The sequence below is a fragment of the Marinobacter sp. CA1 genome (assembly GCF_020546665.1).
Taxonomy (GTDB): Bacteria; Pseudomonadota; Gammaproteobacteria; order Pseudomonadales; family Oleiphilaceae; genus Marinobacter; species Marinobacter xestospongiae.
The window spans coordinates 709,584-733,250 of sequence record NZ_CP071785.1; the positions used below are offsets into that span (position 1 = coordinate 709,584).

Sequence of the window (23,667 nt, forward strand, 5' to 3'; positions counted from 1 at the left end):
CTGGGTTTACGCCAGCAGGCGGTTTACATCTTGATGTCGTAGCTGAAGTACTTGTTCATGATGGTGTCGTAGGTGCCGTTCTCCTTCAGGGTGCGCAGGGCGGCGTTGACCTTCTCGGCCAGGTCGCTGTCACGCTTGCGCATGGCCACGGCAACCCCTTCACCCAGCTTGACCGGTTCTCCCACTTCCTTGAAACCGTCCCGGTTCATGATGGTCTGTTCGCCCACCGGATAGTCGACGAAGACCACGTCCAGGCGCTGGCCTTCCAGGTCGAGAACCATGTCCTCGGCGGTGGTGTAGCGCTTGACGGTCACGATGCCGCTCATCTCGTTGGTGACGTGGGTGTCCATGGTGGTGCCACGCTGGACGCCAACCACTTTGCCTTCCATCGCCGCCATGTCGGTAACGTCGGTGTTGAAGTCGTTACGGGCGAACCAGCCACCCGGGGTGTTGTAGTACGGCTCGGAGAACAGCACCCGCTCGGCGCGCTCCGGAGTGATCGACATGGACGACATGATGGCGTCGAACTTGCGGGCCAGCAGCCCCGGAATCATGCCGTCCCAGGCCTGGATAACGAACTCGCAGTTGGCTTCCAGCTCGGCGCACATGGCTTCGGCCAGCTCCACTTCGAAACCGGTCAGTTCGCCGTCAGGGGTCTTGTACTCAAACGGCTCGTAGGGAACATCAAAGGCGATGCGGATGTCGTTCCAGTCCCGGGCCTGGGTCTGGCCGGCGAACAGGGCGAGGGCACAGCTTGCTGCAACAATCAGTTTCTTCATTTTTACTTCTCCAAGTCGTTGCCTTATATGGCTTTATTGTCGACGATGGTCTGTGTTTGTGTGCTCTGTTTCACGCCTTATGCGGCAGGGGGTGAACCCGACGCATAGTGAAACCTGAACTCAAGATAGCACCGACGGCGCATCCCGTCGCCTGTCAGGAGACGCTGGCCAGTGGTGCCGGTCAGCTCAGAACTTGGGTGCGAGGAACTGCTTCATGCGTTCCGACTCCGGGTGGTCAAAGACCTTTTCCGGGGTGCCCTGTTCCTCGATCACGCCCTGATGCAAAAACAGTACCTGGGACGACACATCGCGGGCGAACGCCATCTCGTGGGTGACCACAATCATGGTGCGCCCTTCTTCCGCCAGGCTCTGCATCACCTTGAGAACCTCGCCCACCAGTTCCGGGTCGAGGGCCGAGGTGGGTTCGTCGAACAGCATCACTTCCGGTTCCATCGCCAGCGCCCGGGCAATCGCGGCGCGTTGCTGCTGGCCGCCGGACATCTGTGCCGGGTAGTAGTCCTTGCGCTCGTAGATACCCACTTTCTGCAGGTAGGCCTCAGCGCGTTCAATGGCCTCGGCCTTGGGAATGCCGAGGACGTGAATCGGCGCTTCGATGATGTTTTCCAGCACCGTCATGTGGGTCCACAGGTTGAAGCTCTGGAACACCATCGACAGCTTGGCGCGGATCAGCTCCACCTGTCGGTTGTCGGCGGGAATGCGTTCGCCCTTGCGGTTGGTGCCGAACCGGATTGGTTCACCGTGCACGATTATGTCGCCGGAGGTGGGAGTCTCCAGCAGGTTGATGCAACGCAGGAAGGTACTTTTACCGGAGCCGGAGCTGCCGATCAGGGAGACAACGTCGCCCTTTTTGGTCTCCAGAGAAATGCCTTTGAGGACCTCCAGATCGTTGAAGGTCTTATGGATATCCTTGCAGACCAGGGGCGCTTGTTCCGCCATGAAAGACTCCTGAAACTGTCGCTATGCGGCTGTGTCTGTATCCGGACCCGGGCACGGAAGCCCCGAATCCCTTAAAGAATAGTTGCAATTGGGACAGTACACGAATTTCGCAATTCGATGAAACGTCGCCGTCGGGCGGAGTCGTCCCAGCTGGACCGGCTCCGCAAAAGGGGCCTTTTTTACGGACCTTGGGGCTGGAAATCAACCGTTTTGTTAGTGGCGGCCTACCACAGAATTGCGTGCCTGATTGTCGACAAATGTAAAAAATGTTGCAGTCTTGATGGGATTCACGGTCCCGATCGGAGGCATTGGCAGATGGAGTTCAAGGTCGTACACTCGGGACCATGACCCTATCCATGAGCTCGATCATCGAGGAAATAACAACAATGGCGTCACAGTCGGTCCTGGTTGAGCGTGGCCTGCTTCGAGTGGTTGCACGCAAGCTCGGGGCTGGCGAAGTGTCCTTCAGTAATGAGGGCGTTGCCTACGACGTAGAGATCGATGGTCAGGAAGTGTTGAAGACTTTCCTGTCATTTGGCGAAGCGGTGCAGTTTCTGGACATGGTCTCGCCCAGCGAAACCAGTTGATTCCAGCCCCGGCCAGTCTGCCTCGATGCTGATGGCCTGCCGGCGGTTGGCCGCTTTATCCTGCCCGTTGTGTTGTTACCCCTGCGAATCTGACAAGTCGCGTTGACGCTGGCCTTCCCTGGCCGGTCGTCGCTTAGTGAGTGCTGGCAGCGGCCTGCGCGGCGGGAGAGCGGGCCAGGTAGGCCAGCGCCTGGCGGGTGTCGCCTTCGGTGATGGGATGGAACCCGGGCGAAAGCCAGCGCAGCGTCGCCCGAACCAGGAAGGAAAAGGTCGGCACGTTGCCGTTCTTTCGACCCACCCGCTCCAATTCCAGCAGCACCCGGGGCAGCAGACTCTTGCCAAGCCGGCGCAGACGGGGGGAGTCGTCCTGCCGGAACAGCGTGCGTCCTCCTTCGGCAATGAAGTAGACGATCAGCGGAAACACCAGGGCCATCAGCGCCTGTCGGCTGACGTAGAAGCCGAGCTCGGTCTCGCACAGGTGCTGGAACAGGTCAAACGCCACGGTCCGGTGTTCCACTTCCTCCGCCAGATGCCACTTGAACAGATCCACCATTGTCGGGTCGCCTTCGGCTTCCCAACTGGTGTTGTCCATGGCCCATTGGCCGAGCACGCCGGTGAAGTGCTCAATGGCGGCAATGATCCCCACCCGCAGGATCAGCCAGGGTTTCTCCAGACCCGGTTGTTGCAGTGCCGATACCCCCAGCGGCTGCTCACCCAGCAGGTTCTTGAACAGCCAGTTGACCCGCTCCAGGTAGGCGTCCGAATCCAGGCCGTGGCGCTGCAGGTAGCCCTGGGCCTCTGAGTGGGCCCGCGAATGCACCGCTTCCTGACGAATAAACCCCACCACGTCCTCGCGCAGGGCGTCATCGGTCACCAGCGGCAGGGCCTTGTTGTAGACCCGGCAGAACCACAGCTCGCCCTCCGGCAACAACAGGTGAATGCCATTGATCAGGTGGGTGGAGAAGGGGTCGTCCGGCAGCCAGTACAGTGGCGTCTGGTCGAAATTGAACTGAACCTTGCGGGCTTTCAGGGGATGGTTGGTCATAGCGGCGTTCATGGCGGACTCCTTAACTCGCATTACGGGGTGATATCGAGCTTGGCCACCAGACGGGAAACCCCCGGGGCAAAGCGACTCAGCAGTCGGGTGGCCCGGGCTTCCGGACCCACCAGGGTCAACGCCGGGTTGGTCAGCACGGTCTGCAGGATACGGTCGGCGACGTCGTCAGCAGTGACCACGCTGCCGCGCTGGTACAGCGCTTCGGCCTTGTTCCGCTTGTGTTGCTCCTCTTCTTCGCTGAGCCCGGCATAGACGGTGTTCTGGGCAATGCCGGTGGCGACAAATCCGGGACACACGGTGCTGACGCCAATGTCGTGCTCGTCCAGCTCGGCCCGCAGGCATTCGCTCAGCATGTACACCGCCGCCTTGCTGGTGGAATAGCCGGCCAGCTTGCGGTTGGGGGCAAAGGCCGCGGCCGAGGCCACGTTGACGATGTGACCGCCACGCTGGTTATCCACCATCTGTTGGCCAAACAGGCGGGAGCCGTGAATCACGCCCCACAGGTTGACCTTGAGAATGCGGTCCCAGTCCGCCGTGGAGGTTTCCAGAACACCGCCCGCCATACCAATGCCGGCGTTGTTGATGACGATGTCGGCACCCCCCAGTTCGCGCCCGACCCATTTGGCCAGTCGTTGCATGGCGGTCGCTGAGCCCACGTCCACCTTGCTGGCCCAGGCCTGGGCACCCAGGGTCCGTACCAGGTTGGCCGTCTCCTCGGCGGCGGCTTCATCAATGTCCACACACACCACGCTGGCACCGGCGGCAGCAAACCTGAGGGCGCTGGCCCGACCGAAGCCGGAGCCGGCACCGGTGATGACGGTGACCTTGCGGGCCAGCGGCAGGTGGTCCTGTTCCGGTTGCACCCGGGCCTGCTCCAGGGCCGTACTCATGCGACCGTTCTCCACCCCGGTCACGAACTCGCCGATCCAGCTGGCAATCTGCTCCGGGTGGCTCAGGGGCACCCAATGGCCGGCGTTGATGTCCCGGCGATAGAGTTCCGGTACCCATTGATGCAATCGTTCAAACAGTTGCGGGCCTACGTAGTTGTCGCGGCTGGGGACAATCAACTGAACCGGGCAGCAGGCCGGTCGCTGTTGCGGACGCAGCAGTTTGAAGCGGAAGTTGGCGCGGTAGAGCTGAACGCCGTAGCGGCCATCCTTGCGCTGGCTGGGATTGGGCACCGCCTCGGCCACCTGCTCGCGACGCTCGAGGTAGCTGGGCCAGAGCTTGTCGAGGCCGTTCTGCCAGGCCGCTGGAGCCAACACCGGCAACTGGAAGAAGGCCACGTACCAGGAACTCAACAGTTGGCTGGCCAGTTTCAGCTTGGCGCTGGCCGAGCCGTTCAGGGTCTGTTCCCGCAGCCAGTAACCGACATGATCCAGGCAGGGACCGGAGATGGTAGTGTAGGAGCGGATGCGAGCGGTGAGTTCGCCGCTGGTGACCGATTCCCAGGTCTGGATCGATCCCCAGTCATGCCCGGCCAGGTGAAACGGCCGTTCCGGAATGAGGCTGTCCACCACCGCCTTCAGGTCCGCCGCCAGCAACGGCATTCGGTACGCTGCCACCTCGGTGGGCGCAGTGGACTCGCCGGCGCCGCGGACATCGTAGGCGATCACGAAGTACTTCTGCGCCAGTCGCTGGGCGACGGCGTCCCATACCGTGTGGTTGTCCGGGTAACCGTGAACCAGAACGATAGGCACCTTGCGGGCGTCGCCGTAGGTGACCACATTCAGACGGACTGGGCCGTTGACGACCTGATGGCTCTGTTTCATGCACACGCTCCGAATGTTTCCTCTAAACCCAGAAGGTTATCAGCGCGGCTGCTGGTGGCCATTTGCGCAACGGGCCGCACTGTCGGCATTTCGGGACAGGTCAGAAGCGGAAGGGATTGGCGGGTGTTCAGTCGCCGTTGGTGTCTGGCCGCTGGTTGGGGTCAACCCAGATGATGCCCTGATCCATGGCCTCCAGGGTGTGCATGGAGTCACTGACGTAACGAACGTGGGCCATGGCGGCGTTGCGGGCCGCCCGGGGCTGACCGGCAAGGATGGTGCGAAGGATGCGCTGGTGCTGACGATGAATCCGCTGGCGGAAGTTTTCCCGCGGATTGAGGTTGGCCACCGAGGCCTGAACCGTCATCAGCATCAACTGTTTGACGCTGCTCAACAGGTGCACCAGCACCGGGTTGTGGGAGGCTTCGACAATGGCCAGGTGAAACGCGTGGTCGCGGCGGGCATTGGTGAGCGGATCGGCGGCGGTCATATCCTCGAAGGCTTTGGTGATCAGGTAGCGGTCGCGTTGGCTGGCCCGCTCGGCGGCCAGGTAGGCGGCCTGTCCTTCCAGTTGCTCACGCACCTCCAGCAGGTCATAGAGGGTGCGGGGATGGCCGGCAAACAGCTTCAGCAGGGGACTGTCGGTGTGGGGCTCCGGCAGCATGGGGGCAACGAAGGAGCCGCGGCCATGCCGGGTTTCGATCAGACCTCGTCCCTGCAGCTCATGCAGGGCCTCCCGGACGATGGCCCGGGACACGCTGTAACGGGCGGCCAGCTGACGCTCGGAGGGAATCTTTTCCTCCGGCAACAGACTGCCGTCCATGATCAGCCGCTCCAGCCGATCGCTGATGTCCTGGGCCGTGGTGATCTGTCGTTCGCTCATCGTTCCTGTCGGTCTTTGGTGCTGCCGTTGTAGTCCAGTGGTTGGGCAAGTGGTTGGACCAGTCATTGCCCCTGTAGTTGATGACGGGGCAGTGAGCTGGTATCCAGCAAGAGGCCCACTATGGCGGAGCCCGGGAGATTCCGGCAAGCTCCGGACGGCAAAAAACTGGTCTGACCAGTTGCTCTGGTGCTGGACTTGGCCCACCTGCGGGCACGATCATTTCCTGAACACCTGGGTGCCGGTCGCCTTGATTGGCTGCCTGGCACCTTCCAGACTGACAGGAGAAACCAATGCTGACCGTGACTCGATTGGATCAGGCGGACGCCCGACTGCTGCTCGCCGGGGCTGCGGCCCGGGCCCGGGCGATTGGCGTGCCGATGTGCATCGCCGTCACCGACGAGTCCGGCAACCTGCTGGCCTTCGAGCGGATGGACGGCGGCAAGGTCACCAGCATCACCGTGGCCCAGGACAAGGCATTCACCGCCGCGGCGGCCCGTAAGGCGACCCACGAGTACAACCAGGCCTGTGTGCCCGGCAACCTGGTGTTTGGCATTCACACCGCGTTGTCTGGCCGGTTGAGTGTGGTCGGTGGCGGTCTGCCGGTGCTGGTGGAGGGCGAGGTGGTGGGGGCGATTGGCCTCAGCTCCGGCACTCCGCAACAGGATATCGACTGTGCCCAGGCCGGAATCGATCATTTCCTGCAGCACCGCCAAGCGGTGCAGTCATGACTCTGGACGCAGTAACTGAACAACCGCGACAACAACAATCGGTGGGGCTCTCCGGGCCACACCGGACGACAGGATGAGACCGTCAACATGAGCGACCAACCCAGGGTGAGTCAGGCGCAACTGGCCGCCGAGCTTCGGGCGTTTATCGACCCGGACTACGTCATCACCGACAACGAAACTATGAAACCCTACGAATGCGACGGCATGTCCATGTACTGCGAGATGCCGTTGCTGGTGGTGTTGCCGGAAACCGTGGCCCAGGTACAGCAGGTGATGCAGGTGTGCCATCGCTACCAGGTGCCGGTGGTGGCCCGGGGCGCGGGCACCGGACTCAGTGCCGGGGCGATGCCCCATGCCGACGGTGTGGTGCTGTCGCTGGCGAAGTTCAACCGCATTCTGGAGATCGATCCGCTGGCCCGTACCGCGCGCCTGCAGCCCGGGGTCCGCAACCAGGCCATCAGTGAGGCGGCGGCCCAGTACGGGCTCTATTATGGCCCGGACCCGTCGTCGCAGATTGCCTGCACCATTGGCGGCAACGTTGCCGAGAATTCCGGCGGTGTGCATTGCCTGAAGTATGGGCTGACCGTGCACAACGTTCTGAGTGTGGAACTGATCACCGTCGAGGGAGAGCGGGTGACTCTGGGCAGCGATGGCCTCGATGTCTGCGGCATGGATCTGCTGGCCCTGGCCACCGGTTCGGAAGGTCTGCTGGGGATTGTCACCGAAGTACAGGTGCGGTTGCTGCCCGTGCCGGAAAGGGCGCGAGTGGTGCTGGCGGGCTTCGACAGCGTGCAGAAGGCCGGCGACGCGGTCGGGGGCATCATTGCTCACGGCATCATTCCCGGTGGTCTGGAGATGATGGACAGCCACGCCATCATTGCCGCCGACGATTTCGCCGGTGCTGGCTACCCGCGGGAGGCCAAGGCGCTGCTGCTGTGTGAGGTGGACGGCACCGAAGAGGAAGTGGAAGAACACATCGAGCAGGCGGAAACCCTGTTCCGGGAGCTTGGCGCCACGTCGGTGCGCACCTCCCGCAGCGAGCAGGAGCGGGCGCTGCTGTGGAAGGGCCGTAAATCGGCGTTCCCGGCGGTGGGCCGGATCTCGCCCGACTACTATTGCATGGACGGCACCATTCCCCGCAGTCAGCTGGCGTTTGTACTCACCGAGATGGAGCGATTGTCCCAGGAATACGACCTGCGGGTGGCGAACGTGTTTCACGCCGGCGATGGCAATCTGCACCCGTTGATCCTGTTTGATGCCAATGTCCCCGGCGAATTTGAGCGCACCGAAGCCTTCGGCAGTCGCATCCTGCAGCTGTGCGTGGAAGTGGGTGGCTGCATCACCGGCGAGCACGGCGTTGGGGTCGAGAAAATCCGCCAGATGGCAATCCAGTTCAACGACCTTGAGCTGGCCCAGTTCCACGCGGTCAAGGCGGCCTTTGACCCCCCCGGCATCCTCAACCCGGGCAAGGGCGTCCCGACCCTGAGGTTCTGCCAGGAATACCGATCCCTGGAGCACAAATGCCAACAGCACGCCGTGGAGGCCGACCATGACTGATCGCAGCGAACAACTCCTGGAGCAGGTGCTGGCGGCAAAGGCCGCCGGCCAGCCACTGCGCATTGTCGGGGGCAACAGCAAGGCATTTCTGGGCCGCCAGGCCGATGCCGAGACCCAGGATCTGAACGTCGGCGAGCATCGTGGCATCGTCGATTACAACCCGGTGGAACTGGTGCTGACCGCCCGTGCCGGTACCCCGCTGCGGGAGATTGAGGCGGCGTTGGCTGAGCATGGCCAGGCGCTGCATTTCGAGCCGCCGCATTTCGGTGACAGCGACACCCTCGGCGGCACGCTGGCGGCCAACCTGTCCGGTCCGGCACGGCCCTGGAGCGGCTCGGTGCGGGATCAGGTGCTGGGTATCCGGCTGATCAACGGCAACGGCGAGCACCTGCGCTTTGGTGGCCAGGTGATGAAGAACGTGGCCGGCTACGATGTCTCCCGGCTCCAGGCCGGTGCCCTGGGCACACTGGGGGTGATGACCGAGATCTCGCTGAAAGTCATGCCGCGGCCAGCGGCGAGCCTGACCCTGGTGCGAGAGATGTCGGCCCAGCAAGCGATACAGCAGATGAACGCCCGGGCCGCCGAGCCCAAGCCACTGACCGCTGCCTGCTGGCAGGGAGGCCGGATGTACCTGCGGCTGGCCGGGGCGCAATCCGCGGTGGAAGCAACGGCGGCGAAGTGGGGCGGTGAGGTGCTGGAGCAGGCCGATGGGTTCTGGCGTTCGCTGCAGGACCAGCAACTGGACTATTTCAAGGGTGAGGCACCGCTGTGGCGATTCTCGGTACGCGCCAATGCCGCCCTGGCACCGCTGCCGGGTGCCTGGCTGCTGGACTGGGCCGGGGCCCAGCGCTGGTACCGTGGTGACGCCGAACAGCCGCAGCTGGAACAACTGGCGCGGGAAGCCGGCGGGCAGGTCAGCTTGTTCCGTGGTGGCGACCGCAGCGGTGAGGTCATGCACCATCAGCCACAGGCTCTCGCGGGCCTGCAGACTCGGATGAAGCAGGCCTTTGATCCGCACGGACTGTTCAATCCGGGCCGGCTTTATAGCTGGCTGTGACGGTGCTCCCGAATAACCGACTCCAAAAAATAACGATCAGTAGCGACTGACAACAGTAGATGAGCGACCATGCAAACGAACCTTGTTGCCGAATTTGCCAACACCGCTGAGGGCCAGGAGGCGGAATCCATTCTGCGGGCCTGTGTCCACTGCGGTTTCTGCACCGCAACCTGTCCCACCTATCAGGAACTGAACGACGAACGCGACGGTCCTCGGGGTCGAATCTACCTGATGAAGCAGTTCCTCGAGGGTGGCGAGGTGACCGAGAAGACCCAGCAGCATCTGGATCGCTGCCTGACCTGTCGCAGCTGTGAGACCACCTGTCCCTCCGGTGTGGAGTACGGTCGTCTGGTGGACATCAGCCGCGGTTTGCTGGAAGAGAGGCTGGAGCGCCCGACCCGTGATCGCCTGTTACGCCAGGCCCTGGCGCGGGTATTGCCCAACCGCCGGCTGTTCGGCGTGTTGCTGCGGATGGGGCAGTGGTTCCGGCCGCTGTTGCCGGGCGCACTGCGAGCCAAGGTGCCACCGCGACAGGCGCCCAAGCCGTGGCCGGCGGCCAGTCACTCTCGGGTGGTGCTGGCGCTGGCCGGCTGTGTCCAGCCGTCCGCCACGCCCGGTACCAATGCCTCGGCGGCGCGGGTGCTGGACCGTCTCGGCATTACCATGGTGGAAGCGCCCGAGGCGGGCTGTTGCGGAGCGGTGAACTATCACCTGTCCAATCATGACGCTGGCCTGGACGCCATGCGCCGCAACATCGATGCCTGGTGGCCGGCCATCGAGGCGGGGGCGGAGGCGCTCATCATGACCGCGTCGGGGTGTGGTGCCATGGTGCAGGACTATGGCCACCTGTTGAAGGATGACCCGGTCTACGCCAACAAGGCCCGCAAGATCAGCGAGCTGACCATCGATCTGGGCGCCTATCTGCTGCAACAGGATCTGGAACCCCTGACGGTGCGTCAGACCCCCGGCAAGGTTGCCTTCCACTGCCCCTGCACCCTGCAGCATGCGATGAAGCAGAGCGGCACCGTGGAACAGGTCCTGCGCAGGGTCGGTATTGATCTGGCGGAAACCACTGACAAGCACCTGTGCTGTGGTTCCGCCGGGACCTACTCCATCACCCAGCCCGAGCTCAGCCAGAAGCTGCTGGATAACAAGCTCAAGGCCCTGACCATCGATCAGCCGGCGGTGATTGCCACTGCCAACGTCGGTTGTCAGATGCACCTTGGCAGCAAGGCTGAGGTTCCGGTCAGTCACTGGATCGAACTGCTGGATCGCTGATCAGGGACCTCTGTCCCCGGTTCACTCCAGACGGTTGCCGTTGGGGACGGCCTCGTCCATCGAGGCCAGCACCACGGCGCCGTCCTGCCGGCGCACACCGGTCACCAGGCATTCCGAACGCATCGGCCCGATCTGCTTGGGCGGAAAGTTCACCACGGCCAGCACCTGACGGCCCAGCAGGTCGGACTTCTGGTACAGGTCGGTGATCTGGGCGCTGGATTTGCGTACCCCGATCTCGGCGCCGAAATCGATCTTCAGCCGATAGGCCGGCCTTCTCGCCTCGGGAAAATCCTCCACCTCGATCACCGTGCCGGCGCGCAGCTCCACGCGCTGGAACTCGTCCCAGCTCAGGTCGTTGGTGGACGATATCGATTCGCTCATGTCGTGGCTTCCTCTGTGGTTGGGGATTGGCGGCGACGGGGCCAGCCGGCGATCAGTGAGCCGCCGACGATGATAAGGCTGGCCAGCCACAGTGCGGTACTGGAGCTTGCCTGTCCGGCCAGCACCAGCAGCACCACGGATATCAGCGGCGCGCTGTAGGCCAGGGTGCCCAGCAGCGGCAGGTTGCCGTGCTTGACGCCGTAATCCCAGGTAAAGAACGCGATGCCGACCGGCCCCAGCCCGAGGCCAAGGACCCCGATCCACTGGCTGGTCTGCTGTGGCCACACGGTCTCCTCCCACATCAGGTGGCACCCCAGGGCCAGCAGCGCGGTGACCAGACAGAACCAGCCCACGGCGTCGGTGGGCACCGAGCGCACCAGCCGGCTCAGTACCGAGTAGCTGGACCAGATCAGTGCACAGGCCAGCGCCACCAGATAGCCCGGCAGGCTGTCCCAGGCGAAGCCCTGAGCGTTGCGGCCAACCAGCAGCCAGCACCCGATCAGGGCGAGAACCGCGCCCACCAGATGCTGGCCGCGCAGGTGCTCACCGGGCAATAGCGCCGAGAACAGCACGATCAGCAACGGCCACATGTACGCCAGCAGGCTGACCTCCACCGCCGGTGCCAGGGTCATCGCCTTGAAATAGCAGAAGTGGTAACCGAACAGGCCGCCGACGCCAATCAGCCAGGCCAGCGGCGACTGGCGCAGGTAGGCGGTCCCGGATTCGCCCCGGGACCACCAGCGACCGCACATCAGCAGGAACGCAATGGCAAAGGTGATCGCCATCAACTGGAATTCCGGAATCTCCCCGTCGGTCAATTTGGTCAGCAACGCCAGGGTGCCCCAGAGCAGGACAGAAATGGCGCCGATCAGGGTGGCGGTGGTGCGAACAGGCATGGTGTCAGGTCCGGTAATCAGAGACTCCTTAGTCTATGCCGGCACTGGCGACGCGTCTTTGTCGTTTGGGCGGAGTTATTTCGTGCGTCGGCGGAAATGGCTGGGGGACTGGCCAAAGTGGCGCCGGAAGCGATCGCTGAAGGCCGCCTGACTGCGATAGCCGACCTGTTCTGCCACCGCCTGGATGGGCTGACTGGTGGTTTCCAGCAATTGCCAGGCCTGCTGCATCCGCTTTTCAACCAGGTATTGCTGGGGCGATAGCCCGAGCTGACGGCGGAACAGCTCGGTGAGCTGGCGCACGCTGAGGTGGGCCACGGCGGCCAGCTGCGACAGCACCAGCGGCTGTTGGAAGTGATCGTCGAGGTAGGCCTGCGCCGCCGCGATGCGATGGTCGACCGCCAGCACCGGCTGCTGTCGCTCCTGCATCAGTTGCAGCAACAACAACAGCATCTGGCGCTGACTGGCAGCACTGCCGGCAGCGGAACGGACCTGGTGGTGCAGGAAGGCCAGGTAGTGACGCAGCGCCGGGTCGAGCGGAAAGAACAGTGGCAGGCGATCCATCGCCGGCGCCAGCGCATCGGGAATGTCCGCCACCAGAAACTGGTTGTCGTCGCCGGCGGCAAAACCATGGTCATGCCCGGCCGGAATCACCGCCGCCTGCTCCCGGGACACCGCGCCGCCGGTGTGGGCAATGGTCAGCGACAGCTCTCCCGCCACCGGCAACACCAGTTGGTGGTGATCGTGGTGATGACGGGTGACTTCGTCGCTGTAGCTGCGGAGCTCAAGAGTCAGGGGTGTGGTCATGGTGGTAGTATATCGCGCGCGCACTATTGTGTTCAGGGACACAAGTACCGAGACATCATGAGACAGTTCCTCAATACCTTTTTTCAGGCCAAGGAGGCCGTGCAGCAGTTGGCCAGGCCGTCGACCAGCAGTGCCGGGCAGGGGGCACCGCGGCCGTTGTCCGAAGAGTTCAGGCAGCTGCTGGAAACCCGGGTGGTGCCGCTGCTGGCACCGCTGGAAGACTTCCGGTTGCACAAGCTGGGTCAAAAGAGCTGGCGCAAGACCTGGTTCCTGCGTCTGGGGTGGCTACTGTACCTGCCGGCCCTGGCGCTGGATATCGTCATGCTGGAGGACGGCGATCTGACGATGTACACCCTGTTGGTGCTGATCGCTGCCGTGATCTGGGTGTTCTATCCGGAGATCCAGTACGTGCGGCACTACAAGCAGAAACTGATGCCGGTGCTGGTGCAGGCTTTCGGTGACTACCACTACAGCGAAGACGGCTGTGTCGACCTCGACGCGCTCAAGTCGTTCGAGATTCTGCCGGTCTACTCCTCCAAAAGCAGTGAAGACTACATCCGGGGTTCGGTGGAGGAGGTCGGGTTCGAATTCTGTGAACTCAAGCTGGAGCGGCGCGCCAACCGGAACAGCACCAACGTGCACCGGGGCGCGATCCTGGTGATGACCATGCCGTTCGAGTTTCCCGCCGTCACCGTGGTGCAGCCGGATTTCGGCCGGGTGGGCAATCTGCTTGCCGGTTCCGGTGGCCGCGAGCGGGTCACCCTGGCTCATCCGGAGTTTGGGCAGCGTTACGACGTCACCGCTGACGACCCGGAATACGCCCGCCAGCTGCTGACCCCCGCCATGGCGGAGCGGATCATCGAACTCGATGACCTGTTCCGGGCCCGGGCCCAGGGCTCCGGCCTGAGTTGTGAATTCCGTGGCAACCGGGTGGTGTTCCTGTTGTCCTATTTCGGTAATCTGCTGGATACCATCGACATCGATGTGTCCGCCTACGACCTCGAACACATGCCGCTGATTGAGCAGGAACTGGCGATGGTCACCGGCATGGTGCGCCAGCTCAAGCTGGATTGGCTGGCCAGCCGGCACACGAGCGCGTGGCGAGCGTCATAACAGCGCCTGTGTCTGGCGGTAGGCCCGTTCCGCACCGGGGGTGCCGAGTTCCATCGCCCGCTTGGCGTCGGCGCTGCTGCGTTCGTAGCGATGCAGGTGATAATAGGTCCCGGAACGTTCCAGATACGCCCGGCCATCGTTGGGCCGCAGGCGCAGATAGCGTTGCCAGTACTCGAGGATCAGCTCCAGGCGTCCCTGCTTGAACAGCACCAGATCCGTTACCCGGTAAAGTTCGAAACGCTCTGGCTCAAGTTCAATCGCCCGATCCAGTGCGTCCTTGGCGCTGTCCAGGCGATGTTCGGCAATCTCTGCCTTGGCAAAGTTGAACAGGGCATCGGCATCCTGCTGGTCGACCCGGCCGGTGACCGGGGTGTAGGCCATCAGCTCCCGGTCCGGATGCTGCAGGCGGGAGAACAGATAGCGGCGCAGGCTGATGATGTTCTCGCTGGTCGGGTCCAGGGCGTAGGCGCGTTCGATGTCGTTCAGCGATTCGTCAAGCAGGTTCAGTTTGGCGTGGATGCGGGCACGTTGATGCAGGTAGTCGGCGTCGTCCGGGTAGTCCGCAATGGCGCGGTTGATGTCCGCCAGCGCCGCCTCGGGTTGTTCCAGCCGGCGCAGGGTCTTGGCTCGCAGGTAATAGGCGCGGTGGTCAGCGCCGCGGTTGATGGCGATGTCCAGCCGCTGCCGTGCCAGTGGGTAGTTGTTGGCGATGTAAGCCATGCGCCCGGCTTCGTAGATGGCGTAGCCTGGCAGCTGTTTCAGGTTGGGATTCTGGTCGGCGTAAGCCTGAGTGTCATGGGCAAACGCCATCATTGCTGGCGCCGAGCCACCCCATTTGGGGGCCAGTGCCTGCAGGTAGCTCTGGCGCGCGATGGCGTTGGCTGGGAAGTGTTTGATGGCCCGCCTCAGCGCCAGGGCCGCTCTGCTCTGGCTGCCGTTTGCCTGGGCGGCGCTGATCCGCAGACAGGCGGCCCACAGCGACACCAGGCCCAGTTCACGGGCCCGGTCCAGATCCTCACTGGCGCGCTCGAACCACTCGGTCATGCGGCGGAAATTGCCTTCCGGGGTTTCGTCACGGTAGGCACCGCCACGGGCCTGCCAGGCCTGGTGGGTACGGTAGGTGGCCCGGGCCAGGTAAGCGGTGGCTTCGTTGGGCCAGCGTTCTATCCAGCGATCCAGGCCTGCCGCCCAACGGTCTTCTTCCAGTTCGAAGGCCTCGTAACTGGCTTTCAGGGCAAGCTCCTGGCGGATGTCCTGCTTCAGCGCCGCCTCTGTCCGCTGCAGGCGCTCGCCCAGCAGATCATAGCGACCGTCCTGCAGCAGTTGCCTGAGGGCCAGGGCCTCGCTGGCCCGGGGTGGCTGGTAGCCGTTGGAAAACTGGGAGGAATACTGCTCCGGCCGTGATCTCGGCTCCCGTTCGACACTCAATGTTGGCAATGTCTGCACCGGGTCCGTTCGTGTCGCGTGGGCTGGCGCTTCCTGAGCCTCACCCGGAGCCTCCTCCTGAGCCCGCGGCCGGGCACTCATGTGGGCTGGTGGCTTGTCGCTGAAATGGCGCTGACCATTGGCATCCACCCATTGGTAGAGCTCGGCGGTCGCCGTCAGTGGTGCGATCAACAGGGCCAAAACCAGGCCTGGTGAAACTCTGGTGGTCACAAACGCTCCTTGTCGTGTAAACCGTCATCTTACGGGCAATCTGTACCCCATTTGCCCACACCCGTGATCAAATCGCAATGCTTAAGGAGCCTCCCGAAGATTCTCCAGAGGTACCCAGCCAGAAGCTTTGCCATCACTGCTGTGGCACCAGGCCCAGCCGTTCAGGATTCGAGTGCCAGACAGTGTATCGCCAGGATCAACGTCGAGTTCCCTGGCGGTATAGTCTTCCAGAGCCGTCCCGAAGCCATCCCTGTCCCAATGGATGACCTGGGCGGGAACCCAGCCTCCGGGGAGGCCCTCAACGGTGCAGAAGTACCAGTTATCCCAGTCTTCCGGTCCCTGGTACTGCTCGCCGATGGTCAGCGCCGCCCCTTTGGTGAAGTGGATGGGCTGGGGAAACTCGCTACGGTGAGCGGTGACAACGACGTAGTTCTGGGGCATTACGAAACTCTCTCCGGGGGTCAGGGAATCATGCCGTAGGGCATGGTGCGTAAAAGCTGTATAAGTATGGCTCTTCACTTCTTTTGGTGGGTAACTATTTATTTTCCTATCGTTTTTGGTCACTGTTATCCCATCCGATTAACGCGACGGATGGTGACTACCGTTGGATCAATGCACCCTTTACCAACAGATTCTTGGGCTCTCCTCGCCCTGGTTTGTCTCAGGCGTCGAGCTTGATAAGAGCCAGGGAGACGTTGTAGTCCAGGTCGATCTAGACCGCAGCGCCAAACTGGTCTGCCCTCGCTGTGCCCGTACCTGCCCGGGCTACGACTCACGGGAGCGTCGTTGGCGTCATCTCGATACCTGCCAATTTCGGACGCAAGTGGTTGCTCAAGTCCCTCGAGTACAGTGTCCGGAGCATGGTTGCCTGACTATCAGCGTACCCTGGGCTGAACAGAACAGCCGGTACACATTGCTGTTTGAAGCCTTTGTGATTAGTTGGCTCAAGGCAGCTTCGATCTCTGCCGTCAGCAAACAGTTGCGTCTGAGTTGGACCGCCATCGACAACATCATGGATCGAGCGGTGCGTCGGGGGCTGGCCAATACGCCCAACCGGGATACTACTCGGCTGGCGGTCGATGAGACGGCATTCCGCAAGGGGCACGACTATGTGACGATCGTTTCCAATGCCGAGGGGCAAGTCCTCGCGGTGGAAGACGGCCGGTCTTCAGACAGTCTTGGCCGTTTTTACGAAAGCCTGAAAGAGCCGTGCAAACAGTCGATTATCTCGATCTCCATGGACATGAGCCCGGCCTATCAGAAGGCCACGTTTGACCATATCGAGAAAGCCCACCGGAAGATTGCCTTCGATCACTTTCATGTTGCACAGATGCTGACCCGGGCGCTTGATTCCACTCGCAAGGCTGACATGGCGCGGGCGGATCGTTCGATGCGTCAGGAGATCCACCGAAGCCGATATACCTGGTTACGTCACCGCAAGAGCCTTGAGGGACAGCAGGTTCGGCAAATCCGGAACTTGTCGGATGCGCTTAAAGACACCGGCCTGGTGTGGTACCTCAAGGAAAAGGCTCGAGACATCTGGCAGGGGTATCGTGTCAAAGGTGCTCGTTCAGCTTGGCTGGAATGGGTTCAGATGGCTCGGCTACTAATGCGAAACTTTGTATCCGAACACAGCTCAATACAATGGTCGATAAGGCTGGGTCGCTATAAGCCATTGATATTTTATCGCTTTATTGTTTGGTTGAAGATGTATGGCCGAAACATTTAAGTGTTCAGCTACTTTGTTCCCAATTAGTAATCAGAGAACATAAATCATGAATGTGTTGCTTTTAGTCGGGCTTTGGTATTCCTCGGGAAATGAATCTCTGAGCATCAGCGGCGTACCTCTCACATAAACTGTCAGAGTACTGGATCTCAGACCTGAACCCTGACGCAATTTGTTGTGTTGAAAGCTCCTCAAATCCAACGACCATCGCAGAGGGCAAGGCCTCTTTGTCCCAGCCAGACAGTTTGATGGCATCCAACAATCGCCCGTTGATTAACTCATAGTCTTTGGCGCCCGCATCAGCACCGCGGGACGCTGAAGAATCTGCGCATAACGATAGACCAATGAATACTCTTGCCACGGGGAGGAGGCGCTCATCGTATTTGAAACGCGGAGAAGCCTGAAGGCTAACGGATGCTAATGTGATAGAAAGCGCCAGGACCGACCACCGCACCTTAAATAGATCGGATCTAATCTTCACTCTTTGTATCGTTTTCATCGACACTTTCCTTTTCAGCAATCTTAGTCACAACAAGGTAGCCAGAATGAAGAACGAGCCCGAAAACAAACCATAAAGAGACTGTCAGAAAGTAGCTTAATTCTGCTCCGAAATAACTTGCGACCATTGTCGCACTAACAGCTAGCAGAAAGGCATTTGCACCAACGCACCGGGCCCAGTAAAGCCGCGTTTTCTGTAGATCTTTGGTGGCAAGGCCGAGCAGGAGACAATAGTATAAAAAGCTGCCAGCCAAGCCGGTAGTGATCATAATAACAAGCACGTCAGAGCTCGCTATAAGCCAAAAGCCCCCGAGCAGCAAGCTCTTTTCTCGCCATTTCAGACTCTTTCTTGGCCATGATATTAATGCCAGAAATAACAATGAGAGATGGAACGCTAAACGCGCCTAACGCTCCCACAATGCGGTTACTGAGTCCAAGCCTCTTGGCAACTTCCTTGACCAACTCACTTTCTTTCAGCGCCTGCAATTGAGCGCTCACAAAAGCCCTAGGACCTTTCTGCGACATCAAAAAAACACCGGTGGCAATTGACGAAATAGTAAAATCAGGAAGCGAGAGGGGACTGAACTGACTCGTAAGTTTTTCTTTGTCTTTAGAGAACTGAAAAAATTCTAACAACTCATCATCAGACAAAGACCACATATACCAGAAACGCTGCACACTTAGGTCACCAATCAACCCCATCAACTTGGTTGTCAAACCACCGTAAGGGACATCATGGATTATTGCGCTATTTACCTGTCTTCGATCCGACGCGGGAAGGTGGCGGTACAGAGCGATACCATTTAGGATCGGAGAGTATAATTCTGGATTTCTTGCAATTTGCACTTGGTGCTCACTAAGCCCCATTAGATCGGCCAAAGCAATTAGCGGAGTACTTCTGAAATCAGCTGTAGTGTATCGCTCGGCAGCAGTAACATTGCCCATAACACTCTCCTTGTTGAGCGGGAAATATCCATTATTTACCCCTGGAAATCCTAGCCCGGATTTCTCACGGGGGATAAAAGAAAGCGGCTGAAAGTGCTATGGTTTTAAGAGCCTAACCAATCCACCAAGCACCAACAGCCACTTCCAAAATGGTACCTGAAAAACTAACCTTCTCGCCACTCGCACGCCGCCAGATTGAAGCCGATTTCTCCGGTGGCCATATCACCTCCGATGCCGGATTACTGCTGCTCCGTGAAGTCGACAGACAACATCGGTTGACTTCGCGCCTGGCTTCGGTGCTACAAGACCCGCGAACACCAGAGATGGTGCGCCACAAGCTCGACACCATGGTTCGTCAACGGGTCTTCGGCGTGGCGGCCGGTTACGAAGACCTGAATGATCACGAAGCCCTGCGCTTTGATCAGGCACTTCAAACAGCGGTTGACCAGGACAATGATCTGGCCGGCAAATCCACGCTATGTCGGATGGAGCAGCGAGTAGACCGGCAGGCGATGGTGAAGGCCCACGAGCTGCTCTGGCACCATTTCATCGAGCAGCATGACGAGCCGCCGAAGCAAATTGTGCTCGACTTTGATGGCACCGACATTCCGGTCCATGGCGAGCAGCCGGGCAAGTTCTTCAACGGTTACTACGACCACCATTGCTACTTTCCGCTGTACGTGTTCTGTGGTCGCCACCTGCTGGTCAGTTACCTGCGCACCAGCAACCGCAGTGACAGCCGCCACAGCTGGGCCATTCTGGCGCTGCTGGTGCGCTTCATTCGCCAGTACTGGCCGGATACCCGCATCGTATTCCGGGGTGACAGCGGTTTTTACCGACCCCGGATACTGAGCTGGTGCGACCACAATGATGTCGATTACATCGTTGGCATCAGCAAGAACAGCCGCCTGCTCAAGGAAGTGGACGTGCCCATGATGCTGGTACGCACGACCCAGTGGCAGGTGAAAGAAAAGGTGGCGGAGACCTTCCGCTTCCAGTATCAGGCGAAGTCCTGGAAATACCCTCGCTGGGTGGTCGCCCGCCTGGAAGAAGGCGAGCTGGGCTCCAATCCCCGGTTCATCATCAGCTCCCGTTACGATGACGGGTTCAAGCTCTACTACGAGCAGTACTGTGCCCGGGGTGACATGGAAAACCGGATCAAGGACCAGCAACTGAGCCTATTTGCTGATCGCACCTCCAGCACCCACTGGTGGACCAACCAGTGGCGATTGATCCTGTCGGGCTTTGCCTACACCTTGTTCGAACGGCTGCGGAGCCACCTGAGGAAGACACCGTTCGAGCGTATGAGTGCCAGCACACTGAGACTCAAGCTGATCAAGGTGGGTGCGGTGATCATCCGCAATACCCGTCGAGTCCGGGTGCTGATGAGTGATACCTACCCGTACAAAGATGAACTCTCAGATCTGGTGCGCCGACTGGTTCCGGGATAGAACCCTGGGCTCCCCCGGCCCGACGCAATGGGGGGAAGGGGGTAGTGTGTCCGGAGGACGGCTACCGTTTAAATATTGAGCGGTTAGGGCCTGAGCTGAGCCGGCATGGCGATGGGTCGACCAGTCTGCGAAACTTGTTGGCAGCCTATGAGAAATCCGGGCTAGAGTCGCCAAATTAAATATCTCTGTCAAGCCTCAAAATAAATTTTGACCCTGAATTCAGATACTAATGCGGAATTTTGTATTCGAACACAGCTCGACACAATGGTCGAGAAAGCTAGGCGACCATAAATCACTGATATTTTTGACATCATTATTCTCTTGACGTTCCATGATCGAAATTCTTAAGTGTTCGGATACTTTGTTCCCCATTAGTATGCGGTGAGGTTGCCATCAGGATGGCGTGAATCCCCCCTACCTCAGCGCAGCGTTGTATCTGGCGTATCAGTGCCCGAACCCGGTTCCCAGGCTGAGCACGAATCCCCGGCCCGGGGCGAGGATGTTGCCTTCTGTGAGGTGTTCCCGGTAGCGCTTGTCGAGCAGGTTGTTGGCCGTCAGGGTCAGCTCCAGATTGGTGAACGGTCCCGGATTTGCGAACGCCCAGCCCAGGCGAAGGTCCAGGGTGGCGTAGCCGGGGGTGGCGAGTTCGGTGTGGCTGGAGAACCGGTCCGCGGTCCGATCCTGTTCGGCAACGGCGCGTACCTGGGTGTGCCAGCGCAGGCCCGGGCCCTGCCAGTCACCGATCCCAACGGTGAGTTCCGGAGCCGGCATCTGGTACAGCGGCTCGTCGTCCTGCTCGTTGGTGCCCCTCAGCCAGGTGGCGGAACCATCGATGGCCAGCTCGCCGGCGCTTTCGTTCAGGGCGGACAACGCCAGGGTGAAGCCCGCCTCGGCGCCATAGATGGTCACCTCGTCCAGGTTTTCGGTCTGTTTCAGGGGCAGGTTGTTCTGGGGATGGAGAGCCCCGGTGACCCGACCGGCGATGTAGTCATCGATGCGGGTGTAGAACGCCGCGACCTGGTAGCGGGCGGTCGGGGTGCGACCCTTGAGGCCCAGTTCCAGCGTGGTGGACTTTTCCGGGTCCAGTTGCGGGTTGCCTTTGTGGAAGTAGCCATCGCCGCGGCTGGCGTCCTCGAACCGCTCCCGCATGTCCGGAGCCCGATAGGCGGTGCCCAGATGAACATACGGGTTGATCAGGGCGCTGACATGGTAGAGCGCGCCGGTGGACCAGGACAGGGTGTTGGCGCTGTTGTCCAGGCCCTCGTTGCGGGCACCGGGGCCGTTGCCCATTACCCGGGCGTCGCCGTCGACCCGGTCGTAGCGGGCGCCCAGTTGCAGCTGCCAGCGGCCGAGGTCGATGTCGTCCTGGAGGAAGATCCCGTGGCTGCGGATTCGGCCATCGCGGAACGGCGAGTTGGCGACCGGGCTGTCAGACATGGGCGGTTTGAAGGTGAAGCGTTTCGGGTCGGCAGTCATCTCCCAGCTGTCCAGGCCCAGGCTAACCAGATGATGGTCTGCCAGTGGCAGCAGGTAGTTCAGTTGGCCGCCGTCGGTGCGGAAGGTGACGTCGTTTCGCACCTGGTTGCGGGCCTTGAGATCCCACCAGGCCCGAATCTGGCGATCAACCTCCTGGCGGTAGAGGCTGGCGGACAGGGTGCCCGGTCCTAGGTGAACGTCGTAGTCCACGGCCAACAGCGTACGTTCCTGGCGCGGGGAATGAATGGTGAGGCTGCCGTTGCCCCCGGGCCCGGCCTTGCGGGAACCGGGGTACCAGACGTCGCGGTCGGCGTGATGCTGGAGGTTGACACTGAGGGTCTGGTCATCGCTGAGGCGATAGGCGTAGCGGGCCAGCCAGCTGTTGGAGCTGTAACCGCTGTTGGCGACGTCTCCGTCCGGTGTGTCGTAGTCATCCAGGTCCTTGCCCGCAGCGCCCAGAACCAGGCCATGGTCCTGACTGGAGGCCCGCACCAGAGCGCCCCCGGCAAGGTGGTTGTCAACGCTGCCGGTGCTGGCGTTGAGCCGCCCCGACAGTTCGGGCCGGGCGCTGAAGGCCGGTTCCGGGGTGCGTAGGTTGATGGCGCCGCCAAGGGCTCCGGTGCCGTGGAGCACCGATCCCGGGCCTTTGACCACTTCCACCGAGTCCAGCAGGCTCAACGCCGCCAGCGAGGCGATGGCGCCCTTGGGCTGGGCCGAGTTGAGACGTTTGCCGTCCACCATCATCACCACGCTTTCTTTCCGCAAGCCCCGCAGCACCGGATTGCCGCCCCAGGCGCCACCGTCTCCCTGCACCGCCAGCCCGGGCTGGCCCCGGAACAGATCGCCGGTGTTGGTGGCGGCATCCCGTGGCTGTGGCGCCAGGCGCTCGACTGCGCGGGCGGTATCGAGGGTGTCGGCTTCGTGACCCTTGGCGGTTATCACCAGCTCCTGCAGAGCGGCAGGTTCAGCGCTGCCGGTGGCGGGCAGGGTAGCGGCAATGGCCAGTGCCAGCAGGCAGGTGTTGCGGGGCGGGTTCAAAGGCATAGCGGTTCTCCAGACGATGACTGCGGATTTCCATGGCAGGAATGGTCGGTAGCATATCTAACTGAGATTGATTCGCGTTTGACTATTATCAATGGTAACCGGCCATCACTGGGGTAGTTTTGACCCCAGGATCTAAAGAGCCTCTGAATTAGAGGCTCCCTAAGGAGAAGCGATGGCGGCGTGGGTTCGGCGGCTACTGCGTGGGATCGGCAGTCTGACCGGTGTCCTGCTGCTGGTGGCGTTGTGGGAGTGGGGCAGCATCCGCTATGGCAGCTTCATGCTGCCGGGGCCACGGGACACCCTGACGGCGATGGGTCGACTGGCGGAACAGCAGGCCCTGCTCGCTGCCATGTGGGCCACCAGCTGGCGGGCGATCACGGGGTTTGCCCTGGCAGCCCTGGCGGGCATGGCGTTGGGCCTGGTGGCGGGCCTGTCCCGGACCCTGGGGCGGCTGTTGGAGCCCGTGGCCACGGTGCTGTTGGGGATTCCGCCCATTGCGTGGATCGTGCTGGCGATCCTCTGGTTTGGCAGCGGCTCGCTGGCTTCCATCTACACCGTGGCGGCCACCACCCTGCCGATCGCCTTTGCCGGCGCCCAGATGGGCGCTCGCACGCTGGATGCCCGGCTGGCAGAGCTGGCGACGGCCTACCGTCTGCCGCTGGCCCAGCGGCTGTGGGATCTGTATCTGCCCCACGTTGCCTCCTATGTGTTCCCGGCCCTGATCACCGCGCTGGCGGTGGCGTGGAAGGTCACAGTGATGGCGGAGCTGTTGGCAACCGATACCGGCATCGGTGCCGGGCTGGCCCTGGCGCGGGTGAACCTGGATACCGCTGCCGCCATGGCCTGGGTGGTGCTGGTGGTGGTATTGCTGCTGGTGGCGGAGCACGGCGTGCTGCGACCGTTGCAGCGGCGCATGGAGCCCTGGCGCACGGGACACTAGCGCCGGTGCGGCAGGGAAGCAGAGGCGTTTGAGCGAACTGAACCAACGAAACGGTAGCAACAAGGTAGCAACGAAAGGGAACCGC

General features: G+C 61.5%; 21 protein-coding genes. 9 read left to right on the top strand and 12 right to left on the bottom strand.

Features of this window, described 5'->3' with window-relative positions; translation table 11 throughout:
• Positions 1–23: 23 nt before the first annotated feature.
• Complete coding sequence (locus J2887_RS03280; RefSeq protein WP_227174024.1) at positions 24–779, bottom strand: transporter substrate-binding domain-containing protein; 756 nt, start codon at positions 777–779, stop codon at positions 24–26.
• A 186-nt stretch (positions 780–965) separates the two neighbouring features.
• Positions 966–1,736 carry an ABC transporter ATP-binding protein gene (locus J2887_RS03285; RefSeq protein ID WP_227174025.1) on the bottom strand — a complete coding sequence of 257 codons (771 nt, stop codon included), beginning with the start codon at positions 1,734–1,736 and terminating at the stop codon, positions 966–968.
• A gap of 386 nt (positions 1,737–2,122) precedes the next feature.
• On the opposite strand from J2887_RS03285, the gene J2887_RS03290 reads away from it, so the two are divergent.
• Positions 2,123–2,323, top strand: a complete 201-nt coding sequence (locus tag J2887_RS03290; protein ID WP_227174026.1) for a hypothetical protein — start codon at positions 2,123–2,125, stop codon at positions 2,321–2,323.
• A 133-nt stretch (positions 2,324–2,456) separates the two neighbouring features.
• Here the strand turns inward: J2887_RS03290 and J2887_RS03295 are convergent, their stop codons facing one another.
• From J2887_RS03295 to J2887_RS03305, 3 genes are all read right to left on the bottom strand, one after another.
• Positions 2,457–3,380, bottom strand: coding sequence for a metal-dependent hydrolase (locus J2887_RS03295; protein WP_227174027.1), 924 nt, complete (start codon positions 3,378–3,380; stop codon positions 2,457–2,459).
• Positions 3,381–3,400: 20 nt separating this feature from the next.
• A complete protein-coding gene (locus J2887_RS03300; RefSeq protein WP_227174028.1) occupies positions 3,401–5,152 on the bottom strand; it encodes an SDR family oxidoreductase in 1,752 nt (583 codons plus the stop codon).
• 127 nt (positions 5,153–5,279) lie between these two features.
• Positions 5,280–6,032, bottom strand: a complete 753-nt coding sequence (locus J2887_RS03305) for an FCD domain-containing protein (RefSeq protein ID WP_227174029.1) — start codon at positions 6,030–6,032, stop codon at positions 5,280–5,282.
• Between the two features lie 290 nt (positions 6,033–6,322).
• Between J2887_RS03305 and J2887_RS03310 the strand changes: the two genes are divergently transcribed.
• The 4 genes from J2887_RS03310 to glcF all read left to right on the top strand — a co-directional run bounded on the left by J2887_RS03310 (position 6,323) and on the right by glcF (position 10,652).
• Entirely contained in the window at positions 6,323–6,760 is a 438-nt protein-coding gene (locus tag J2887_RS03310) for a GlcG/HbpS family heme-binding protein (protein WP_227174030.1), read from the top strand.
• Between the two features lie 87 nt (positions 6,761–6,847).
• Positions 6,848–8,317, top strand: coding sequence for an FAD-linked oxidase C-terminal domain-containing protein (locus J2887_RS03315; protein ID WP_227174031.1), 1,470 nt, complete (start codon positions 6,848–6,850; stop codon positions 8,315–8,317).
• Positions 8,310–9,374, top strand: coding sequence for a glycolate oxidase subunit GlcE (glcE, locus tag J2887_RS03320; RefSeq protein WP_227174032.1), 1,065 nt, complete (start codon positions 8,310–8,312; stop codon positions 9,372–9,374). Before J2887_RS03315 ends, glcE begins: the two co-directional genes overlap by 8 nt.
• Before the next feature lie 69 nt (positions 9,375–9,443).
• Positions 9,444–10,652, top strand: coding sequence for a glycolate oxidase subunit GlcF (glcF, locus tag J2887_RS03325; protein WP_227174033.1), 1,209 nt, complete (start codon positions 9,444–9,446; stop codon positions 10,650–10,652).
• Positions 10,653–10,673: 21 nt separating this feature from the next.
• Here glcF and J2887_RS03330 read toward each other — a convergent pair whose 3' ends face one another.
• From J2887_RS03330 to J2887_RS03340, 3 genes are all read right to left on the bottom strand, one after another.
• Positions 10,674–11,033, bottom strand: a complete 360-nt coding sequence (locus tag J2887_RS03330; protein ID WP_227174034.1) for a tRNA-binding protein — start codon at positions 11,031–11,033, stop codon at positions 10,674–10,676.
• A complete protein-coding gene (locus J2887_RS03335) occupies positions 11,030–11,929 on the bottom strand; it encodes a DMT family transporter (RefSeq protein ID WP_227174036.1) in 900 nt (299 codons plus the stop codon). The genes J2887_RS03330 and J2887_RS03335 overlap by 4 nt, the downstream gene beginning before the upstream one ends.
• A gap of 75 nt (positions 11,930–12,004) precedes the next feature.
• Positions 12,005–12,733: an AraC family transcriptional regulator gene (locus tag J2887_RS03340; RefSeq protein WP_227174038.1), complete on the bottom strand. Its 729-nt coding sequence runs from the start codon at positions 12,731–12,733 to the stop codon at positions 12,005–12,007.
• Between the two features lie 57 nt (positions 12,734–12,790).
• Here J2887_RS03340 and J2887_RS03345 point away from each other — a divergent pair, with 57 nt between their 5' ends.
• On the top strand, positions 12,791–13,846 hold the full coding sequence (locus J2887_RS03345) for a DUF3137 domain-containing protein (RefSeq protein ID WP_227174039.1): 1,056 nt from the start codon (positions 12,791–12,793) through the stop codon (positions 13,844–13,846).
• On the opposite strand, the gene J2887_RS03350 is transcribed toward J2887_RS03345, so the two are convergent.
• A complete protein-coding gene (locus tag J2887_RS03350) occupies positions 13,841–15,502 on the bottom strand; it encodes a DUF4124 domain-containing protein (protein ID WP_227174040.1) in 1,662 nt (553 codons plus the stop codon). The genes J2887_RS03345 and J2887_RS03350 overlap by 6 nt on opposite strands.
• An 81-nt stretch (positions 15,503–15,583) precedes the next feature.
• Entirely contained in the window at positions 15,584–15,943 is a 360-nt protein-coding gene (locus J2887_RS03355) for a hypothetical protein (protein WP_227174041.1), read from the bottom strand.
• Positions 15,944–16,106: 163 nt separating this feature from the next.
• On the opposite strand from J2887_RS03355, the gene J2887_RS03360 reads away from it, so the two are divergent.
• Entirely contained in the window at positions 16,107–17,231 is a 1,125-nt protein-coding gene (locus J2887_RS03360; protein WP_227174042.1) for an ISL3 family transposase, read from the top strand.
• A gap of 777 nt (positions 17,232–18,008) precedes the next feature.
• Here the strand turns inward: J2887_RS03360 and J2887_RS03365 are convergent.
• On the bottom strand, positions 18,009–18,671 hold the full coding sequence (locus J2887_RS03365) for a hypothetical protein (RefSeq protein WP_227174046.1): 663 nt from the start codon (positions 18,669–18,671) through the stop codon (positions 18,009–18,011).
• Positions 18,672–18,820: 149 nt separating this feature from the next.
• Between J2887_RS03365 and J2887_RS03370 the strand changes: the two genes are divergently transcribed.
• Positions 18,821–20,122 (top strand): IS1380 family transposase, encoded by a 1,302-nt coding sequence (locus J2887_RS03370; RefSeq protein ID WP_227174047.1) that lies wholly within the window; start codon positions 18,821–18,823, stop codon positions 20,120–20,122.
• Between the two features lie 444 nt (positions 20,123–20,566).
• Here J2887_RS03370 and J2887_RS03375 read toward each other — a convergent pair whose 3' ends face one another.
• Entirely contained in the window at positions 20,567–22,642 is a 2,076-nt protein-coding gene (locus J2887_RS03375; protein ID WP_227174048.1) for a TonB-dependent receptor, read from the bottom strand.
• Positions 22,643–22,814: 172 nt separating this feature from the next.
• On the opposite strand from J2887_RS03375, the gene J2887_RS03380 reads away from it, so the two are divergent.
• Positions 22,815–23,582: an ABC transporter permease gene (locus J2887_RS03380; protein ID WP_227174049.1), complete on the top strand. Its 768-nt coding sequence runs from the start codon at positions 22,815–22,817 to the stop codon at positions 23,580–23,582.
• Positions 23,583–23,667 lie beyond the last annotated feature (85 nt).

Bases quoted from the DNA above. Each gene is read 5' to 3' on its own strand.
- J2887_RS03280 (WP_227174024.1), bottom strand. From the start codon at position 779: ATGAAGAAACTGATTGTTGCAGCAAGCTGTGCCCTCGCCCTGTTCGCC.
- J2887_RS03285 (WP_227174025.1), bottom strand. From the start codon at position 1,736: ATGGCGGAACAAGCGCCCCTGGTCTGCAAGGATATCCATAAGACCTTC.
- J2887_RS03290 (WP_227174026.1), top strand. From the start codon at position 2,123: ATGGCGTCACAGTCGGTCCTGGTTGAGCGTGGCCTGCTTCGAGTGGTT.
- J2887_RS03295 (WP_227174027.1), bottom strand. From the start codon at position 3,380: ATGAACGCCGCTATGACCAACCATCCCCTGAAAGCCCGCAAGGTTCAG.
- J2887_RS03300 (WP_227174028.1), bottom strand. From the start codon at position 5,152: ATGAAACAGAGCCATCAGGTCGTCAACGGCCCAGTCCGTCTGAATGTG.
- J2887_RS03305 (WP_227174029.1), bottom strand. From the start codon at position 6,032: ATGAGCGAACGACAGATCACCACGGCCCAGGACATCAGCGATCGGCTG.
- J2887_RS03310 (WP_227174030.1), top strand. From the start codon at position 6,323: ATGCTGACCGTGACTCGATTGGATCAGGCGGACGCCCGACTGCTGCTC.
- J2887_RS03315 (WP_227174031.1), top strand. From the start codon at position 6,848: ATGAGCGACCAACCCAGGGTGAGTCAGGCGCAACTGGCCGCCGAGCTT.
- glcE (WP_227174032.1), top strand. From the start codon at position 8,310: ATGACTGATCGCAGCGAACAACTCCTGGAGCAGGTGCTGGCGGCAAAG.
- glcF (WP_227174033.1), top strand. From the start codon at position 9,444: ATGCAAACGAACCTTGTTGCCGAATTTGCCAACACCGCTGAGGGCCAG.
- J2887_RS03330 (WP_227174034.1), bottom strand. From the start codon at position 11,033: ATGAGCGAATCGATATCGTCCACCAACGACCTGAGCTGGGACGAGTTC.
- J2887_RS03335 (WP_227174036.1), bottom strand. From the start codon at position 11,929: ATGCCTGTTCGCACCACCGCCACCCTGATCGGCGCCATTTCTGTCCTG.
- J2887_RS03340 (WP_227174038.1), bottom strand. From the start codon at position 12,733: ATGACCACACCCCTGACTCTTGAGCTCCGCAGCTACAGCGACGAAGTC.
- J2887_RS03345 (WP_227174039.1), top strand. From the start codon at position 12,791: ATGAGACAGTTCCTCAATACCTTTTTTCAGGCCAAGGAGGCCGTGCAG.
- J2887_RS03355 (WP_227174041.1), bottom strand. From the start codon at position 15,943: ATGCCCCAGAACTACGTCGTTGTCACCGCTCACCGTAGCGAGTTTCCC.
- J2887_RS03365 (WP_227174046.1), bottom strand. From the start codon at position 18,671: ATGGGCAATGTTACTGCTGCCGAGCGATACACTACAGCTGATTTCAGA.
- J2887_RS03370 (WP_227174047.1), top strand. From the start codon at position 18,821: ATGGTACCTGAAAAACTAACCTTCTCGCCACTCGCACGCCGCCAGATT.
- J2887_RS03375 (WP_227174048.1), bottom strand. From the start codon at position 22,642: ATGCCTTTGAACCCGCCCCGCAACACCTGCCTGCTGGCACTGGCCATT.
- J2887_RS03380 (WP_227174049.1), top strand. From the start codon at position 22,815: ATGGCGGCGTGGGTTCGGCGGCTACTGCGTGGGATCGGCAGTCTGACC.